The organism is Nocardioides halotolerans DSM 19273 (genome assembly GCF_000422805.1).
GTDB lineage: Bacteria > Actinomycetota > Actinomycetes > Propionibacteriales > Nocardioidaceae > Nocardioides > Nocardioides halotolerans.
Map to the genome: position 1 here is coordinate 396,975 of NZ_AUGT01000009.1, position 15,588 is coordinate 412,562.

The 15,588-nt window shown below is 73.0% G+C and carries 13 protein-coding genes; 5 read left to right on the forward strand and 8 right to left on the reverse strand.

What is annotated here, in order from left to right; translation table 11 throughout:
- Positions 1-4 precede the first annotated feature (4 nt).
- On the forward strand, positions 5-1,564 hold the full coding sequence (locus G514_RS0101765; protein ID WP_028650359.1) for a succinic semialdehyde dehydrogenase: 1,560 nt from the start codon (positions 5-7) through the stop codon (positions 1,562-1,564).
- A gap of 31 nt (positions 1,565-1,595) precedes the next feature.
- On the opposite strand, the gene G514_RS0101770 is transcribed toward G514_RS0101765, so the two are convergent.
- The 3 genes from G514_RS0101770 to G514_RS0101780 form a co-directional block, all read right to left on the reverse strand.
- Positions 1,596-2,357: a dioxygenase family protein gene (locus tag G514_RS0101770; protein WP_245582065.1), complete on the reverse strand. Its 762-nt coding sequence runs from the start codon at positions 2,355-2,357 to the stop codon at positions 1,596-1,598.
- A 126-nt stretch (positions 2,358-2,483) separates the two neighbouring features.
- A complete protein-coding gene (locus G514_RS0101775) occupies positions 2,484-3,137 on the reverse strand; it encodes a uracil-DNA glycosylase (protein WP_084151729.1) in 654 nt (217 codons plus the stop codon).
- 65 nt (positions 3,138-3,202) lie between these two features.
- The gene (locus G514_RS0101780) at positions 3,203-4,732 is read right to left on the reverse strand and encodes a flavin monoamine oxidase family protein (RefSeq protein WP_051246463.1); all 1,530 of its coding nucleotides are present in this window, start codon (positions 4,730-4,732) and stop codon (positions 3,203-3,205) included.
- Positions 4,733-5,035: 303 nt separating this feature from the next.
- Between G514_RS0101780 and G514_RS0101790 the strand changes: the two genes are divergently transcribed.
- The 3 genes from G514_RS0101790 to G514_RS0101800 are packed head-to-tail and all read left to right on the forward strand — an operon-like array spanning position 5,036 to position 7,157.
- Positions 5,036-5,599 carry a CGNR zinc finger domain-containing protein gene (locus G514_RS0101790; protein ID WP_028650364.1) on the forward strand — a complete coding sequence of 188 codons (564 nt, stop codon included), beginning with the start codon at positions 5,036-5,038 and terminating at the stop codon, positions 5,597-5,599.
- Entirely contained in the window at positions 5,596-6,744 is a 1,149-nt protein-coding gene (locus tag G514_RS0101795) for a zinc-binding dehydrogenase (RefSeq protein ID WP_028650365.1), read from the forward strand. Before G514_RS0101790 ends, G514_RS0101795 begins: the two co-directional genes overlap by 4 nt.
- Entirely contained in the window at positions 6,744-7,157 is a 414-nt protein-coding gene (locus G514_RS0101800) for an MmcQ/YjbR family DNA-binding protein (protein ID WP_028650366.1), read from the forward strand. The genes G514_RS0101795 and G514_RS0101800 overlap by 1 nt, the downstream gene beginning before the upstream one ends.
- A gap of 27 nt (positions 7,158-7,184) precedes the next feature.
- Here G514_RS0101800 and G514_RS0101805 read toward each other — a convergent pair whose 3' ends face one another.
- The 3 genes from G514_RS0101805 to G514_RS0101815 form a co-directional block, all read right to left on the reverse strand.
- The gene (locus G514_RS0101805; RefSeq protein ID WP_036563192.1) at positions 7,185-8,636 is read right to left on the reverse strand and encodes a pyridoxal phosphate-dependent decarboxylase family protein; all 1,452 of its coding nucleotides are present in this window, start codon (positions 8,634-8,636) and stop codon (positions 7,185-7,187) included.
- A complete protein-coding gene (locus G514_RS0101810) occupies positions 8,633-9,976 on the reverse strand; it encodes an MFS transporter (protein WP_028650368.1) in 1,344 nt (447 codons plus the stop codon). Before G514_RS0101810 ends, G514_RS0101805 begins: the two co-directional genes overlap by 4 nt.
- A 181-nt stretch (positions 9,977-10,157) precedes the next feature.
- Positions 10,158-11,576, reverse strand: coding sequence for an alpha/beta fold hydrolase (locus G514_RS0101815; protein WP_028650369.1), 1,419 nt, complete (start codon positions 11,574-11,576; stop codon positions 10,158-10,160).
- A gap of 74 nt (positions 11,577-11,650) precedes the next feature.
- Between G514_RS0101815 and G514_RS0101820 the strand changes: the two genes are divergently transcribed.
- The gene (locus G514_RS0101820) at positions 11,651-13,219 is read left to right on the forward strand and encodes an FMN-binding glutamate synthase family protein (RefSeq protein ID WP_028650370.1); all 1,569 of its coding nucleotides are present in this window, start codon (positions 11,651-11,653) and stop codon (positions 13,217-13,219) included.
- Positions 13,220-13,271: 52 nt separating this feature from the next.
- On the opposite strand, the gene G514_RS0101825 is transcribed toward G514_RS0101820, so the two are convergent.
- Together G514_RS0101825 and G514_RS0101830 are read right to left on the reverse strand one after the other, a co-directional pair.
- Complete coding sequence (locus tag G514_RS0101825; RefSeq protein ID WP_028650371.1) at positions 13,272-14,705, reverse strand: alpha,alpha-trehalose-phosphate synthase (UDP-forming); 1,434 nt, start codon at positions 14,703-14,705, stop codon at positions 13,272-13,274.
- 78 nt (positions 14,706-14,783) lie between these two features.
- Positions 14,784-15,437 carry a hypothetical protein gene (locus G514_RS0101830; RefSeq protein ID WP_028650372.1) on the reverse strand — a complete coding sequence of 218 codons (654 nt, stop codon included), beginning with the start codon at positions 15,435-15,437 and terminating at the stop codon, positions 14,784-14,786.
- Between the last annotated feature and the right edge of the window lie 151 nt (positions 15,438-15,588).

The following is a 15,588-nucleotide window of genomic DNA, read 5'->3' on the forward strand; positions in this document are numbered from 1 at the left end:
CCCGATGGCTCTTCAGCGACCCGCGTCGCTCACCGACGCGTTCCTCGACAAGCTCGTCTCGCGCGTGCCGTCGACCAGCGGCGGCAGCTGGAAGCTCACCGAGGTCTACACCGGCGACCTCCTCGTCGAGCTGCCGCAGTCGACGCCGGAGGACGTCGCGGCGGCGTACGCCACGGCCCGCGAGGTCCAGAAGGAGTGGGCGGCCCGGCCGCTGCGCGAGCGGCTGGCGGTCTTCGAGCGCGCCCACGCGCTCTTCATCGACAAGGCGCAGACGACGACCGACCTGATCCAGGCCGAGTCGGGCAAGAACCGCCGGATGGCGATCGAGGAGACCTGCGACCCGGTGATGGTGATGAGCCACTACCTCAAGCGGGCGCCCAAGCTGCTCAAGCCGGTCAAGCGCGGCGGCCCGGTGCCGCTGCTGTCGACGTCCACGGAGATCCGGCTGCCCAAGGGGATCATCGGGATCATCGCGCCGTGGAACTTCCCGTTCGCGACCGGCATCTCCGACTCGATCTCGGCGCTGATGGCCGGCAACGGCATCGTGCTCAAGCCGGACAACAAGACCGCGCTGTCGCCGCTCTACGGCGTGCAGCTGCTCGAGGAGGCCGGGTTGCCGCGCGGGCTGTTCCAGGTCGTGTGCGGTGAGGGCCCGGACGTCGGCCCCGCGCTCATCGACCACGCCAACTACGTGATGTTCACCGGGTCGACCGCGACCGGCCGCGTGATCGGCGAGCGCGCGGGCCGCAACCTGATCGGCTGCTGCCTCGAGCTCGGCGGCAAGAACCCCATGATCGTGCTCGAGGACGCGAACCTCGACGAGGTCGTCCAGGGTGCGATGTTCGGGGCGTTCGGCAACACCGGCCAGATCTGCATGCACATCGAGCGGATGTACCTCCCCGCGTCGAGGTACGACGAGATCCGCTCGCGCCTCGTCGCCGCGACCGAGGCACTGACCCTCGGCGCGTCGTACGACTTCGGGCCCGACGTCGGTTCGCTCGTCTCGCCCGACCACATGGAGCGGGTGAAGTCGCACGTCGAGGACGCCGTCGCCAAGGGCGCCACCGTGCTGACCGGCGGCCGCGCACGTCCCGACCTCGGGCCGGCGTTCTTCGAGCCGACGATCCTCGAGGGCGTCACCAAGGACATGGTCGCCGGGGTGACCGAGACCTTCGGCCCAGTCGTCGCGCTGCACAAGTACTCCACCGTCGACGAGGCGGTCGCGCTCGCCAACGACACCGACTACGGGCTCAACGCCTCGGTGTGGGGCGGCGACGTCGACGCCGCCTGCGCGGTCGGCCGCCGCATCGAGTCGGGCAACGTCAACGTCAACGACATCCTCGCGACGGCGTTCGCCTCCAAGGGGACGCCGTCCGGTGGCGTGAAGCAGTCGGGCGTCGGTGCGCGCCACGGCGACCAGGGGCTGCTGAAGTACACCGACGTCCAGAACCTCGCCGTGCTCAAGAAGCAGGTGATGGGTGCCAGGCCGGGCCAGGACTACGACAAGTACGTCAAGGGCATGCTCTCCGGCCTCAAGCTGATGCGGAAGACGCGCCTGCGCTGAGCGGCCACCTCTCGGGCAGCCCCTCCAGACGTCAGGCGACCTGCAGGCTCCGCTTCGACAACCCCATCCAGAAGCCGTCGATGACCTGCTCGCCGGGAGCCTCCGGGTCGGTGGCCGCGCCGAGGGTGACGAAGAGCGGCGTGTAGTGCTCGACGGTCGGGTGGGCGTAGGGCATGCCGGGCGCCTGGGACTGGTACGCCGCGAGCGCGTCCACGTCACCGCGGGCCAGGGCCTCGCCGGCCCAGGCGTCGAAGTCGGTCGACCAGCCGGGGGCCTCGGCCTCGATACGGAACTCCTTGAGGAACGGCAGGCCGTGCGTGAGGAAGCCGGAGCCCATGATCAGCACGCCCTCGTCGCGCAGAGGACGGAGCCGCTCGCCGAGGGCGAGGAGGCGCACCGGGTCGTGGGTCGGCAGCGAGAGCTGCAGGACCGGGATGTCGGCCTCGGGGTACATGATCCGCAGCGGCACCCACGCGCCGTGGTCCAGGCCGCGGCTGGCGTGCTGGTGCACCGGCTCGGTGCTCGGCATCATCGCCGCGACCCGCTGCGCGAGGTCGGTGGCCGACGGGGTCTCGTAGGTCATCCGGTAGTACTTCGCGTCGAAGCCGCCGAAGTCGTAGACCAGCGGCGCCCGGTCGGCGCTGAGCATCACCGGCGCGGACTCCCAGTGCGCGCTCACGATCAGGATCGCCCGGGGTCGCGGCAGGTCCCGCGCCCACGCGGCGAGCTGGCCCGACCACACGGGGTCGTCGAGCAGCGGCGGGGCGCCGTGACCGATGTAGAGGGCGGGCATCCGGGAGTCCATGACGACACCAATGGTTTCACATTCAACTTTATTCCGCCATGGGGTCGGGGTAGTCCGTGACGAACAGGCCCCTGGACCGGCGAGAACGGGGCCCGTTCGTCAGGGACTATCCCCCTACGCCGGCAGCGTCCAGTCCACCGGCTCGGCGCCCTGCTCCTCGAGCAGCCGGTTGACCCGGGAGAACGGCCGGGAGCCGAAGAAGCCGCGGCTCGCCGAGAGCGGTGAGGGGTGCACCGACTCGACCCACGGCACCGAGCCGAGCATCGGCTTCAGCGACTGGGCGTCGCGGCCCCAGAGGATCGCGACGCACGGGCCGCCGCGGTCGACCAGCGCGCTGATCGCCCGCTCGGTGACCTCCTCCCAGCCGCGGCCGCGGTGCGACGCGGACTCGCCGGGCCGCACGGTCAGCACCCGGTTGAGCAGCATCACGCCCTGGTCGGCCCAGCCGCTGAGGTCGCCGTGCCGCGGCGGCACGATGCCGAGGTCGTCGCGCAGCTCGACGTAGATGTTGACCAGGCTCCGCGGCAGCGGCCAGACGTGCCGCTCGACCGCGAAGCTCAGCCCGATCGGGTGCCCCGGCGTCGGGTACGGGTCCTGCCCGACCACGAGCACGCGTACGTCGGCCAGCGGACGCCGGAACGCGTGGAACACGTGGTCGCCGGCCGGGAGGTAGCGGCGTCCGGCCGCGACCTCGGCGCGCAGGAACTCCCCCATCCGCGCGATCCGGTCGTCCACCGGCGCGAGCGCCTCGCCCCAGTCCGGCGCCATCAGCCCCTTGTCGACGAGCCCGGCCAGCGCTGACACGCGGGCCAACCTACCGAGGGCGGACGCGCTCAGCGACGCAGCTTCGCCAGCACCTCCGCGGCGGCCCGCTTGCCGGAGCTCACCGCGCCGTCCATGTAGCCCGACCAGTACGTCGCCGTCTCGGTGCCGGCCCAGTGCACGCGACCGAGGGGGCGGCGCACGGACGGGCCGTACGTCGCCAGCGCCCCCGGCGCGTGGATCGCCGTCGGCCCGCCGCGCGACCAGCGCTCGCGCGTCCAGTCGTGCTCCACGAAGTCGATCGGGTGCAGCGCCTGCGGGCCGAACATCTCGGCGAAGCCCTGGAGCACCGCGGACCGCCGCTGGTCGGCGGGCAGCGCGCCGTACGACCGCCACGTCGAGCCGCCGACGAAGGCGAGCAGCACGCCGGGGCCTCCGGACGGCGGCGTGTTGTCGAAGACCGCGCGGGCGGCGCCGTGGTCGGAGATGCCGAAGCCGTTGAGCCCCGCGGCCCGCCAGAACGGCGTCTCGTAGACCGCGTCGCACTTCATCAGCTGGCCCATCCGCAGCGACGACAGCAGCGCGCGGCGGTCCGCAGGCAGGCCGGGGTGGAAGCCCACGTCGAGGACGGTCGGCGGCGGGGCGGCGACGATCACCCGCCTGGCGACGACGGTGCCGCGCCCGGTGCGCACGTGCACCCGGTGGTGCTTCTGCACGATGCGGCGCACGGGCGCGTGCAGCGCGACCGCGTCACCGAGCGAGCGGGCCAGCTTGAGCGGCACCCGCTGGGACCCGCCGACGAAGCGCCGTTCCTGGGCGCCGCTGGCCGTGTCGGAGTTGCGGGAGAAGGTGCCCTTGTGGGCCTCGTCGCCCGAGCACGCGACGTACCAGAGCGTGAAGAGGAACGACAGCTCGCTCGGGTCGGCGCCGAAGCCGGGCTGGGTCCAGCACGTGATGACGTTCTCGATGCCGGCCGGGTTGAGCGCGTTGGCGTGGATCCACTGGCTCAGCGTCATCGAGTCCCACTCCCGGGCCCGCGGGTGCGCCCAGGGCGCGGCCACGTCGATCTCGGCGGCGAAGCCGTCGATCTGCTGCAGCAGCAGCGCGGCGTCCGCGAGGATCGTCGGGTCGGGCGGGACGGTGCCGGGGTACTCCAGCCGGCCGATCAGCGACGACAGGTAGACGCTGCTGCCGGTGTTGTACTCGGGGAACGTCGGTACGCCGAGCTCGTCGGCGAGCGCCGCGATGTGGTTCTGGGTCGGGCCGATGAACGCGCCGCCGGACTCGATGACCCCCGAGCCGTGGCTCGTGGTCAGCCGGTGGTTCAGCACCCGGCCGCCGACCCGCTTGCGCGCCTCGACGACGAGCACCGAGCGGCCCTTGCGCGCCACCTCACGGGCCGCGACCAGGCCGGAGATCCCGGCGCCCACCACGACCACGTCGACGGCCCTCGGGAGCGCGCCCTGACGAGTGCCGGCCACGACCGCGGCCTCCGACTCGCCGGTCAGCGCGCCGACCAGGCCTCCGGTGCCGACCAGCGCGGCGGAGGCACCGGCCACGACCGATCGCCGGGAGAGGGGGTGGGTCGGCGGTCGGCTCACGGGGGCTCCTGTCAGGTCCGGCCGCGGACCCCCAGGACGACGAGCAGACCTGCCCGTCGGCGTGCGGGGGACGGCCGGTTGAGCAACGAGCCAGTCGCCGTGCGGTGACGGCGCCGCCGGCGCCGCCGGCGCCGCCGGGTCGCCCCGCGGGGCCGCTCGGCCACGAGCGGCTCGCTGACCAGCTTCTCGATCACGTATCCGTAGTGGCTCACACCGCGTCCTCTCCGAGTCCTGACGACACCAGTGATCAAACTATGGTGGTGTCTTCGGATTGGCAACCGGTATTCGCTCTACAGTGGTGTCGTGCCTCCTGACCCGACGCCCAGGTCCGCGGCGCTCGTGCGCGACTTCGTCAACACGGTCGACCGGGACCTCGGGACCGACGCGCTGGCGACCGCTGCCGGCCTCGCCGACTTCCTGCGCTCGCACGCGCTGCTGCCGGGCGCCCACCGCACGACCGAGCGGCACCGGGCTGCGGCGCTCCGCCTGCGCGAGGGGCTGCACGAGGCCCTCGAGCTCAACCACGTCGGGCAGGACGCACCCTTGACGGCGCTCGACGAGGTGCTGCGGCAGCTGCCCGTCCGCCTGCGGTGGGCCGGCGACGGCGTCGTCGTGGCGCCGACCGACGGCGGTGTCGAGGGGGCGCTGGCGCAGGTCGCGCTCGCAGCGCTCGAGGCCAGGGCCGCCGAGGACTGGTGGCGGCTGAAGGTGTGCGCCTTCGACGAGTGTGAGTGGGCCTTCTACGACCAGTCGAAGAACCGCTCGCGCAGCTACTGCGAGTACGGCTGCGGCAACAAGGTGAAGACCAGGGCCTACCGGGCCCGGCAGCGCGCGGACCGGGCGCCGGCGCTGAGGGGCGTCCGGTGAGGGCGGTGTCGTGCGCGGGCACCGAGCTGTCGGTGGTCGAGCTGCCCGACCCGACGCCCGCCAGGGGACAGCTCGTCCTCGACGTGCTGCGCTGCGGGATCTGCGGCTCCGACCTGCACGCCCGCCGGCACTGCGACGACCTCGCCGAGGTGATGGAGGAGCTCGACTACGACGCGTTCATGCGGACGTCGTCGCCCACGGTGCTCGGGCACGAGCTGGTCGGCGAGGTGCGCGAGCGCGGTCGAGGCGCCCGGCGGGAGTTCCGCGAGGGCGCGCACGTCGTGTCGTTCCCGCTCGTGCGGCACGGCCGCGACGCGCATCCGATCGGGCTCTCGCCGCTGGCTCCGGGGGCGTACGCCGAGCAGGTGCTGGTCGAGCAGTCGATGTCGTTCGTGGTCCCCAACGGCCTGGCGCCCGACGTCGCCGTGCTCACCGAGCCGATGGCCGTGGCGCTCCACGCGGTCAACGCGTCCGAGGTGTCGAGGCGCGACGTCGCGATCGTGCTCGGCTGCGGGCCGGTCGGCCTCGCGGTGATCTGCTGGCTGCGCGCACGAGGTGTCCGGACCGTCGTCGCCTCCGACCTCTCGCCGGGCCGGCGCGCGCTCGCCGAGCGCTGCGGGGCGCACGTCGTCGTCGACCCGGCCGAGGACTCGCCGTACGCCGGCTTGAAGCACGTCACCTCCGCGCCCGACCTCTTCCGCCTCGCGGTCGGCTCCATGGACCGGCTCCGCCGCGTGCCCGGCTGGCGGCACGTCTTCCGCGCGGCCGACGCGGCCGGGGTCGCCACCCCGTCGGGTCCGGTGGTCTTCGAGTGCGTCGGGGTGCCGGGGATGATCGAGTCGGTCGTGTCCGCCGCGCCGATGGCGTCGCGCGTCGTGGTCGTCGGCGTGTGCATGGGCGGCGACAGCTTCCGGCCGTCGATGGCGATCAACAAGGAGCTCGACCTCCGCTTCGTGCTCTGCTACACCCCGCTGGAGTTCCGCGACACGCTGCACGCGCTGGCCGACGGCAAGGTCGACGCGTCCGCGCTGGTCACCGGCACCGTCGGGCTGGACGGCGTCGCGAACGCGTTCGACGCGCTCGGCGACCCCGAGCGGCACGCGAAGATCCTCATCGACCCGGCGTCCTCCGCGACGGCGCCGTAGTGGCAGCCCGACGGGCGAGCGTCGACGACGTGCACGAGTTCGCCGCGGCGATGCCCGGCGTGAAGCGCTACCCCGACCGCGACCGTGCGGTCTATCAGGTGGGCGGCCGCAGCTTCGTCTTCTTCCGGACCCCGCGACCCGACGCGGTCGACCCCGAGACGGGCGAGCGCTACGACGACGTGATCGTGTTCTGGGTCGAGTCGGAGGAGGACAAGCAGGCGCTGGTCCTCGACGAGTCGACGCCGTTCTTCACCACGCCGCACTTCGACGGCCACCCGTCGGTGCTGCTCCGCGGCTCGCGGGTCGGCGAGCTGACCCGCGACGAGCTCGCCGAGGTCGTGCAGGACGCCTGGCTGGCCAGGGCCGGCAAGCGGGCGCGGGAGACGTGGCTGGCCGAGCACCAGCCCGGCTGACCCCGCCCGGCGCGACCCCGGGGCCGGTCAGCGCCGGTGCGGCCGCGAGAGCCGGTCGAGGAAGGCGACCAGCAGGGCCTCGCGCATCGACGGCGAGGCGACGTCGAGGAGGGCGTTGACCCCGGCCATGCGGTCGGGCAGGGCGAGGCCGTCGGCACCGTCGGCGACCAGCCCGGAGGCGGTGAGCAGGCCGTCGAAGTCGTCGTCGGTGAGCGCGTGCGGGTCGAGCGCCTCGATGAAGGCGACGACGTCGGGGTCGACCGAGACGGGTCCCGACCCCTGCGCGGCGGCCACCGAGTCGCGCAGCGCGGCGAGGAGCTCCGCCACGTGCGCTCCGGTCGCGGCGCTCACGGAGAGGTGGACCGTCGGGGGCGTGCCGGCGTAGGACATCTGGGGCTGGACGTACCAGCCGCGGGCCGCCATCTCGTCGCACACCGTGAACGCGTCACAGCTGTCGTCGGTGACCAGCGCGACCAGCGTCGACTGTGGAGGGACGAGCACGGAGACACCCGCGATGTCGGCGGCCCCGGCGACGATCGCGTCGACGGCTTCGAACACCTGTCGGGAGAGGAGCTCGTAGCCCGTGTCGCCCAGCGACTCGACCACGGCCCAGGCGCCGGCCAGGGGGCCGCCCGACTTGGTCGACTGCATGGTCGAGTTCAGCATCGTGTAGCCCGGCCACGCCGCCGAGGCGAAGAACTGCGGCCGGCGCAGCTCCGGTGTGCGGTGCAGGAGCAGCGAGGTGCCCTTGGGCGCGTAGCCGTACTTGTGGAGGTCGACCGAGATCGAGGTGACCCCGTCGACGGCGAACGTCCACGGCGGCACGTCGCGACCCAGCCGCGCGGCGTACGGCAGCACCCAGCCGCCGATGCAGGCGTCGACGTGGCAGCGGATGCCGCGCGCCGCGGCGATGGCCGCGAGCTCCGTCACCGGGTCGACGACGCCGTGCGCGTACGACGGCGCGCTCCCGACCACGAGGACGGTGCGGTGGCGGGCCTCGTCGACGGCCGCCTCGGTCGCCGCGACGTCGGCGGCGAAGCCGGCACCGACAGGCACCAGCACCGGCTCGACGCCGAAGTAGTGCGCGGCCTTGTGGAACGCCGCGTGCGCGGTGGCGGGCAGCACCATACGCGGCTCGGTCACCTCGGGGTGCGCGTCGCGCGCCGCCTGCACCGCGAGCAGCACCGACTCGGTGCCGCCCGAGGTGACGGTGCCGACCGCCGACTCGGGTCCGTCGAGCAGGCCGAGGGCGAAGCCGACGAGGTCGTTCTCCATCCGGAGCAGGCTGGGGAACGCCGTGGGGTCGAGCCCGTTGGAGCCGGCGTACGCCGCGACCGCCTCGCGGCCGATGCGGTCCACGTCGGGCAGCCCGGAGTCGTAGACGTAGGCCAGGGTCCGGCCGCCGTGCACCGGCAGGTCGGCGGCCTGCAGCGCCCGGAGGCGGGCGAGCGCGTCGCTCACGTCCTGGGGGGCGTTCATGCCGCGACCCCCGTCGGGGCCTCGTCGACCTGGTCGGAGCCGAGCGTGTAGCGCACCAGCCAGACCAGGCTGAGGACGACCAGCGCGGCGGGCAGCAGCGAGAACCCGAGCGTGATCGCGGTGAGCGCGGAGTCCGGTTGCGCGACGTCGCCGTCGGTGCTCGACCGGTAGCCGCCCACGGCCAGCACCAGCGCGAAGAGACCGGGGCCGAGCGCAAGGCCCAGGGTCTCGCCGGCGGTCCACACGCCGGTGTAGACGCCGACCCGCGAGCTGCCCGTGCGGCGCGCGTCGACGGCCGCCGCGTCGGGCAGCATGGCGAGCGGGAAGACCTGGCAGCCGGCGTACCCCACGCCGACCAGCGCGACCGCGGCGACGACCACCCCGAACGGCGCGGTGCGGGCGACCACCGCGAGCAGCGCCCCGGCCGCGAGCACGGCCGAGGCGAGGAGGTAGCCCTGCTTCTTGCCGATCCGCGCCCCGATCGCCGACCACGCGGGCGTCAGCAGCAGGGCCGGTCCGACGAAGCAGACGAAGAGCACCGTCGTCGCGCCCGTGCGGTCGAGCACGTCGCCGGCCAGGTAGTCGACGCCGGCCAGCATGCAGCCGGTGGCGAGCGCCTGGACGACGAAGGTGACGAGCAGGAGGCGGAAGTCGCGCGCGCCGGCGACGATCCTGAGCTGGTCGCGCAGCGTGCCCGGCCCGGCCTCGACCGCGCCGACCGGCGCGTGGCGGGTGCCTCGGTAGGTGCTCACCACGCCGACCACGATCACCAGCGCCATGGCGACGCCCATCACGCGATAGCCCGCGCGACCACCGACGGCGTCCCGGATCACCGGCGCCGTCGCGCCCGCGAGCATGATCGTGAACGCCAGGATCGCCACCCGCCAGGTCATCAGCCGGGTGCGCTCGTCGTACGACGCCGTCATCTCCGCGGGCATCGAGACGTAGGGCACCTGGAAGAACGCGTACGCCGTGGCGCAGCCCAGGAAGCACACGAGCACCCAGGCGGCCTCCGCCTCCCTCGAGCCCATCGAGGGCGCGGCGAACAGCAGCGCGAACGCGACGGCGAGCGTGAGCCCGGCGCGCAGCAGCCACGGGCGTCGCGGGCCACGGGGATCGTCGGTGCGGTCGCTGATCCGGCCCGCGATCGGGTTCAGCACCACGTCCCAGGCCTTGGGCAGGAACACGATGAACCCGGCGGCCAGCGCCGCGATGCCGAGGCTGTCGGTGAGGTAGGGCAGCAGCATCAGCCCCGGCACGGTGCCGAACGCACCGGTCGCGACCGACCCGGATCCGTAGCCGACCCGCACCGACCGCGGCAGGCTCGAGGCGGCGTCCACGGTCGCAGACTAGGACACGCCCTCCGGCCGGCCGGCCGCGCCGCCGACGATCTGCACCACATCCGAGTCCGCTGGAGGCCCGGAAGCGGTGCACATGCCGCAGCCGCCCCTGTGGCGCGGGACTGCACCACAAATGGGCGTCCCCGCGGCTCGGATGCGGTGCAGTCCCGCGCCGGGGCGGTCAGCGGGCGAGCCCGCGCGAGCTCGCGGAGCCGTAACGGCGAGTCGGGTTGGCGCCGATCGCCGTGGGGTCGGCGTCCGTGTTCCTGGTCGCCGCCGTGGCGGTTGCCTTCTTCGTCGTTGCCTTCTTCGTCGCTGCCTTCTTCGCGGCGACCTTCGCCGGAGCGCTCCCGGTGGCTGCCCTCTTGGTGGCGGCTTTCCCGGTGGCGACCCGCTTGGTGGCGACCCGCTTGGTGGGGGCCTTCCTGGTGGCCCCCTTCTTGGTGGCGGCCTTCTTGGTGGCCGCCTTCCTGCTGGCCGCCGCCTTCCTGCTCGCGATCGTGGCGGCCTTCTTCGCCACGGGGGTCGGCTCGTCGGTGGTCGACCACTGGCCGACCCACTCGTCGAGGACCCGCCAGGTCGAGCCGCGCGCGGCCCGGCCGGTGAGCATGCCGAGGTGGCCGCCGGGCACGATCTCGAAGCGCACGTCGCGAGCGCCGCTCAGGAGGGGGATTACCGCCTTCACGGCGTTGACCGGCGCGATCCCGTCGGTGGCGCCGGCGAAGACCAGCACCGGCGCGGTGATCGCGGCGAGGTCGATCGTCCGGTCCGCGAGCTCGAACCGGCCGGTGCTCATCACGTTGCTGCGCACGAAGCGGTGGTAGAGCTGCCCGAAGCTGCGGCCGGGGTAGGCGATCATGTTGGCGGTGAACCGGTCGACCGCCTCCATCTGCGCGAGGAAGTCGGCATCGTCGAGCCGGGTCGCGACGGCCAGGGGCTTGGTGACCAGCTTCTGGAACGACGAGAGCTGGAAGGCCCACTTCACCAGCGGCTTCGGCGCCCCGCCCATGAGCTGGTAGACGGGCGTCAGCAGGCGGCCGTCGGTGAGGTTCAGCAGCGGGCGCAGCGGCGCGACCAGCGGCACCTGGCTGACGTCGACCGGCGAGCCCACGACCGAGACCGAGGCGATCGGCAGGTCGGTGCGGTCGGCGGCCGCCAGCAGGGCGAAGATCCCGCCCAGGCTCCAGCCGACCAGGTGCACGGGCCGGCCGCCGGCGTGCCGGGAGACCTCCTCGATGGCCGTCGGCACGACCTCCTCGACCCAGTGCTCGATGCCGAGCGACCGGTTCTTGAACGACACCTCGCCGTACTCCACGAGGTAGGTGGGTCGCCCCGCCTCGACGAAGTGCTCGACCAGCGAGCAGCCCCGGCGGAGGTCGAAGCACAGGGCCGGTGCCGCGAGCGGCGTCACCAGCAGCACCGGGTCGCCCTGCTCGCGCGCCGTCGCGGCGGGCCGGTAGTGGTAGACCTCGCGCAGCTCGCCCTCGTCGATCAGGGTGCGCGGCATCGGTCGCAGGTCGGCGAGTCCCCCGTAGAGGACCTTGTGCGCCACGTTGCCGGCCGCCGCGACGACCTGGTCGGGCTTCGGCACCAGATCCATACGAGGAACGGTAACCGGCCGGTGCGCCGACGGGGGACCGACGTCGAAGGCCCGGGACAGGGGACACTCGGACCATGAGGTGGACCAGGGTCGCGGCCGGCGCCGCGGCGGTCGCCGGCGCCGTCGCCGCCCGCGACCTGACGCAGAAGAAGCACGCGATCCTCCGCAACTTCCCCGTCATCGGGCACCTGCGGTTCACCCTCGAGAGGTTCGGCCCGGAGCTGCGCCAGTACATCGTCACCTCGAACGACGAGGAGCGGCCCTTCAGCCGCGACCAGCGCACGTGGGTCTACGCCTCGGCCAAGGGCGAGAACAGCTACTTCGGTTTCGGCACCGACAACAACGTCGAGCACACCAGCGGCTACCCGGTCATCAAGCACCGCACCTTCGCCGGTCCCGGCGCGATGACGGGGCGGCACGCCGAGGAGAGCGTCCCGCTGCCGATGGCGAAGGTGCTCGGCGCGGCTCGCGGGCGGGCCGGGGCGTTCCGCCCGGCCTCGGTGGTCAACATCTCGGGGATGAGCTTCGGCGCGCTCTCGAGCAACGCCGTCGAGGCGCTCAACCGCGGCGCCCTCGCGGCCGGCTGCCTGCAGAACACGGGCGAGGGCGGGCTCGCGCCGTACCACCGCCACGGCGGCGACCTCGTCTTCCAGATCGGCACGTCGTACTTCGGCTGCCGCGACGAGCGCGGCCGGTTCGACCTCGCGCGGCTCAAGGACCTCGTGGCCTCGGCACCGGTGCGCGCCCTCGAGGTCAAGCTCTCCCAAGGCGCCAAGCCCGGCCTCGGCGGGATGCTCCCGGCCGCCAAGGTCAGTCCCGAGATCGCCGAGATCCGCGGCATCGCGCTCGGTGAGGACTGCGCCTCGCCGAGCCGGCACACCGAGTTCACCGACGTCGACTCGATGCTCGACTTCGTCGAGCTGCTCGCGACCGAGACGGGGTTGCCAGTCGGGATCAAGGCCGCCGTCGGCAACCTCGACTTCTGGGACAGCCTCGTCGCGCACATGGCCGGGCTGCGGTCGCAGGACGGACGCGGCGTCGACTTCGTGAACGTCGACGGCGGCGAGGGCGGCACCGGCGCCTCGCCACTGGTGTTCTCCGACTCCGTCGCGCTGCCGTTCCGGCTCGGGTTCTCGCAGGTCTACAGCCGGTTCGCCCGGGCCGGGCTCACCGACGACGTCGTCTTCCTCGGCGGCGGCAAGCTGGGGCTTCCGGAGAGCGCGGTCGTCGCGTTCGCCCTCGGGGTGGACGGCGTGCAGGTGGCGCGCGAGGCGATGTTCGCGCTGGGCTGCATCCAGGCGCAGAAGTGCCACACCGACCGGTGTCCCACCGGCGTCGCGACGCAGAAGCCGCGGCTGGTCCGCGGTCTCGACCCGGACTCGAAGGCCGAGCGCGTGCACCGCTACGTGATCGCCCTGCGCCGAGACCTCCTCAAGGTCTCGGAGGCGGTGGGCGTGTGCCACCCGGGTCTCGTCGGCCCCGACGACGTGGACCTCGCCGACGGGCTGCGCAGCGTCGCGGGCCTGCGGGAGGCCTACGGCTACGAGCCGGGCTGGGGCGAGCTCGGCCCGGCGCTCCGCGAGGAGCTCGTCTCGATCATGGCCGGGCTGCTCCCGGCGCGGCAGCACCCGGCCAGACCCTGACCGGGCCGGTCACGGGGCGGGTCGGTGTGGCTCGAGGTCGGGGCGCGACGCGTCAGCCGTCGGAGCGCGACCTGGACGGCCGGACGGTCTTGCGGTGGTCGCGGACGTCGGCCAGCGCGGTCATGAAGCTGTCGGCCCAGGCGGCGACGTCGTGCTTCTTCACGGTCTTGCGCATCGCCTTCATGCGCTTGACGAGGTCCTTCTCGTCGGCCTGGTAGGCCTCGAGCAGCGCGGACTTCATGCCGTTGATGTCGTAGGGGTTGACCAGCCATGCCTGGCGCAGCTCGTCGGCGGCCCCGGCGAACTCCGAGAGCACCAGCGCCCCCGCGTCGTCGTACTGCGAGGCGACGTACTCCTTGGCGACGAGGTTCATGCCGTCGCGGTAGGGCGTCACGACCATGATGTCGGCGGCGCGGTAGAGCGCGGCCATCTCCTCGCGCGGGTACGACGAGTGCAGGTAGCTGATCGCCGGGCGGCCGATCTTGCCGTGGTCGCCGTTGATCCGGCCGACCAGCCGGTCGGTCTCGTCGCGCAGCCGCTGGTACTCCTCCACCTGCTCCCGCGAGGGGACGGCCACCTGGACGAACACGGCGTCCTCGACGTCGAAGTGGTCGTCGGCGAGGAGCTCGGCGTAGGCGCGCAGCCGGGCGTAGATGCCCTTGGTGTAATCGAGCCGGTCGATGCCGAGGAAGATCTTGCGGGGGTCGCCGAGCGCGCTGCGGATCTCCTTGGTCCGGGCGGTCACCTCGGGCGTCTGCGCGAGCTCCTCGAAGCCCTGGGTGTCGATCGAGATCGGGAACGCCGCCGCGCGGACCGTCCGCCCGTCGGGCAGGTAGACCAGGTCGCGGTGCGTCTTGTGGCCCACGCGCTGGCGGACCAGCCGGACGAAGTTGGCCGCCCCGCCGGGCAGCTGGAAGCCGACCAGGTCGGCTCCGAGCAGGCCCTCGAGCAGCTGGCGGCGCCACGGCAGCTGCTGGAACAGCTCGGCCGGGGGGAACGGGATGTGCAGGTAGAAGCCGATGCGGAGGTCCGGCCGGAGCTCGCGCAGCATCTGGGGGACCAGCTGCATCTGGTAGTCCTGCACCCACACCAGCGCGCCCTCATTGGCCAGCTCGGCGGCCTGGTCGGCGAACCGCCGGTTGACCGCGACGTAGGAGTCCCACCACTCGCGGTGGAACTCCGGCTTGGCCACGAGGTCGTGGTAGAGCGGCCAGAGCGTCCCGTTGGAGAAGCCCTCGTAGTGGCCCTCGATCTCCTCGGCGGTCATGGACATCGGGTGCAGGTCGAGGCCGTCGACCTCGAACGGCTCGAGGTCCTGCTCGGTGCCGCCCGGCCAGCCCAGCCACACGCCGTTCTCCGCACGCATGACGGGCTCGATCGCCGTGACCAGCCCGCCCGGGGAGGGGCGCCACTCCGAGGTTCCGTCAGGGCGCTCGGCCCGGTCGACCGGCAGCCGGTTCGCGACGATCACCAAGTCATGGCCCACGACTCCAGCCTAGGCATGCGCCGGGCGGCGTACTCCACCCCTGGGGAGTGAGGTACGCCGCCGGGCGTAGGCCATGGCCTAGCCGTTGGAGTCGCTGGCGACGGTGGTGATCGTCATCGAGCGCAGGGCGACGAAGGTGTCCGACCCGGCGGTGACGCACAGCCGCACGGAGTGGTTGCCGGGGGCGACCTGGGCCAGGTAGTCGATCGGGACCGTCACCTGCACCGTGGTGTTGCCGACGCTGCTGTGGCTGTAGCCACCTCCGCTCTCGGCGCAGGCGCCGTCGAGCGAGGGCCACACGCGGACGTTGGCCGCCCCGCCGGCGAAGGTGGCGGTCGCGGTCACGTGGAGGTAGCCGACGCCCGCAGGAACCGTGATGCCCAGCGGGTTCATGACCTGCACGGGGCTGCCGCCGGCGACGGGGCTCGTGCCGGTGAGGAACGCGTGCGCGCTCCGGTCCAGGAACGTGGCCGGCGCCTTGCCGTCCAGCTGCGCGCTGTTGCCCGCGGACGTGGCCGTGGTCGCCGTGGTCGCGGAGGTCGCACTGTCGGCGGTGGCCGCGTGGGCGACGGAGAGGCTCGCGGCCTTCTTGTCGACGACCTTGGCGGCCAGCTTCTTGACGGTCGACCTCGTGATGCCCGAGGCGGTCGCTGACCCGGCCGTGCCGAGCGCGAGTGCCGCGACGAGGGAGAGGACGAGGACGGAGAGAGGGAGCGATACGCGTGTTCTCATGCGGTCAGTCTGTCCGGCGCGACGGGCCGGTGACAGGTGGCTGGCAGGAGGTTTCCGCGCGGTCCTCCCTACGGCGATGTCGGGCTGGCCCCACCCCCACGCGTGGTGCTGGCAGGATCGTGCCGGCGACCGGTCACGACGAGGCTGGAGC

Bases quoted from the DNA above. Each gene is read 5' to 3' on its own strand.
- G514_RS0101765 (WP_028650359.1), top strand. From the start codon at position 5: ATGGCTCTTCAGCGACCCGCGTCGCTCACCGACGCGTTCCTCGACAAG.
- G514_RS0101770 (WP_245582065.1), bottom strand. From the start codon at position 2,357: ATGCCCGCCCTCTACATCGGTCACGGCGCCCCGCCGCTGCTCGACGAC.
- G514_RS0101775 (WP_084151729.1), bottom strand. From the start codon at position 3,137: ATGGCGCCGGACTGGGGCGAGGCGCTCGCGCCGGTGGACGACCGGATC.
- G514_RS0101805 (WP_036563192.1), bottom strand. From the start codon at position 8,636: ATGAACGCCCCCCAGGACGTGAGCGACGCGCTCGCCCGCCTCCGGGCG.
- G514_RS0101815 (WP_028650369.1), bottom strand. From the start codon at position 11,576: ATGGATCTGGTGCCGAAGCCCGACCAGGTCGTCGCGGCGGCCGGCAAC.
- G514_RS0101820 (WP_028650370.1), top strand. From the start codon at position 11,651: ATGAGGTGGACCAGGGTCGCGGCCGGCGCCGCGGCGGTCGCCGGCGCC.
- G514_RS0101830 (WP_028650372.1), bottom strand. From the start codon at position 15,437: ATGAGAACACGCGTATCGCTCCCTCTCTCCGTCCTCGTCCTCTCCCTC.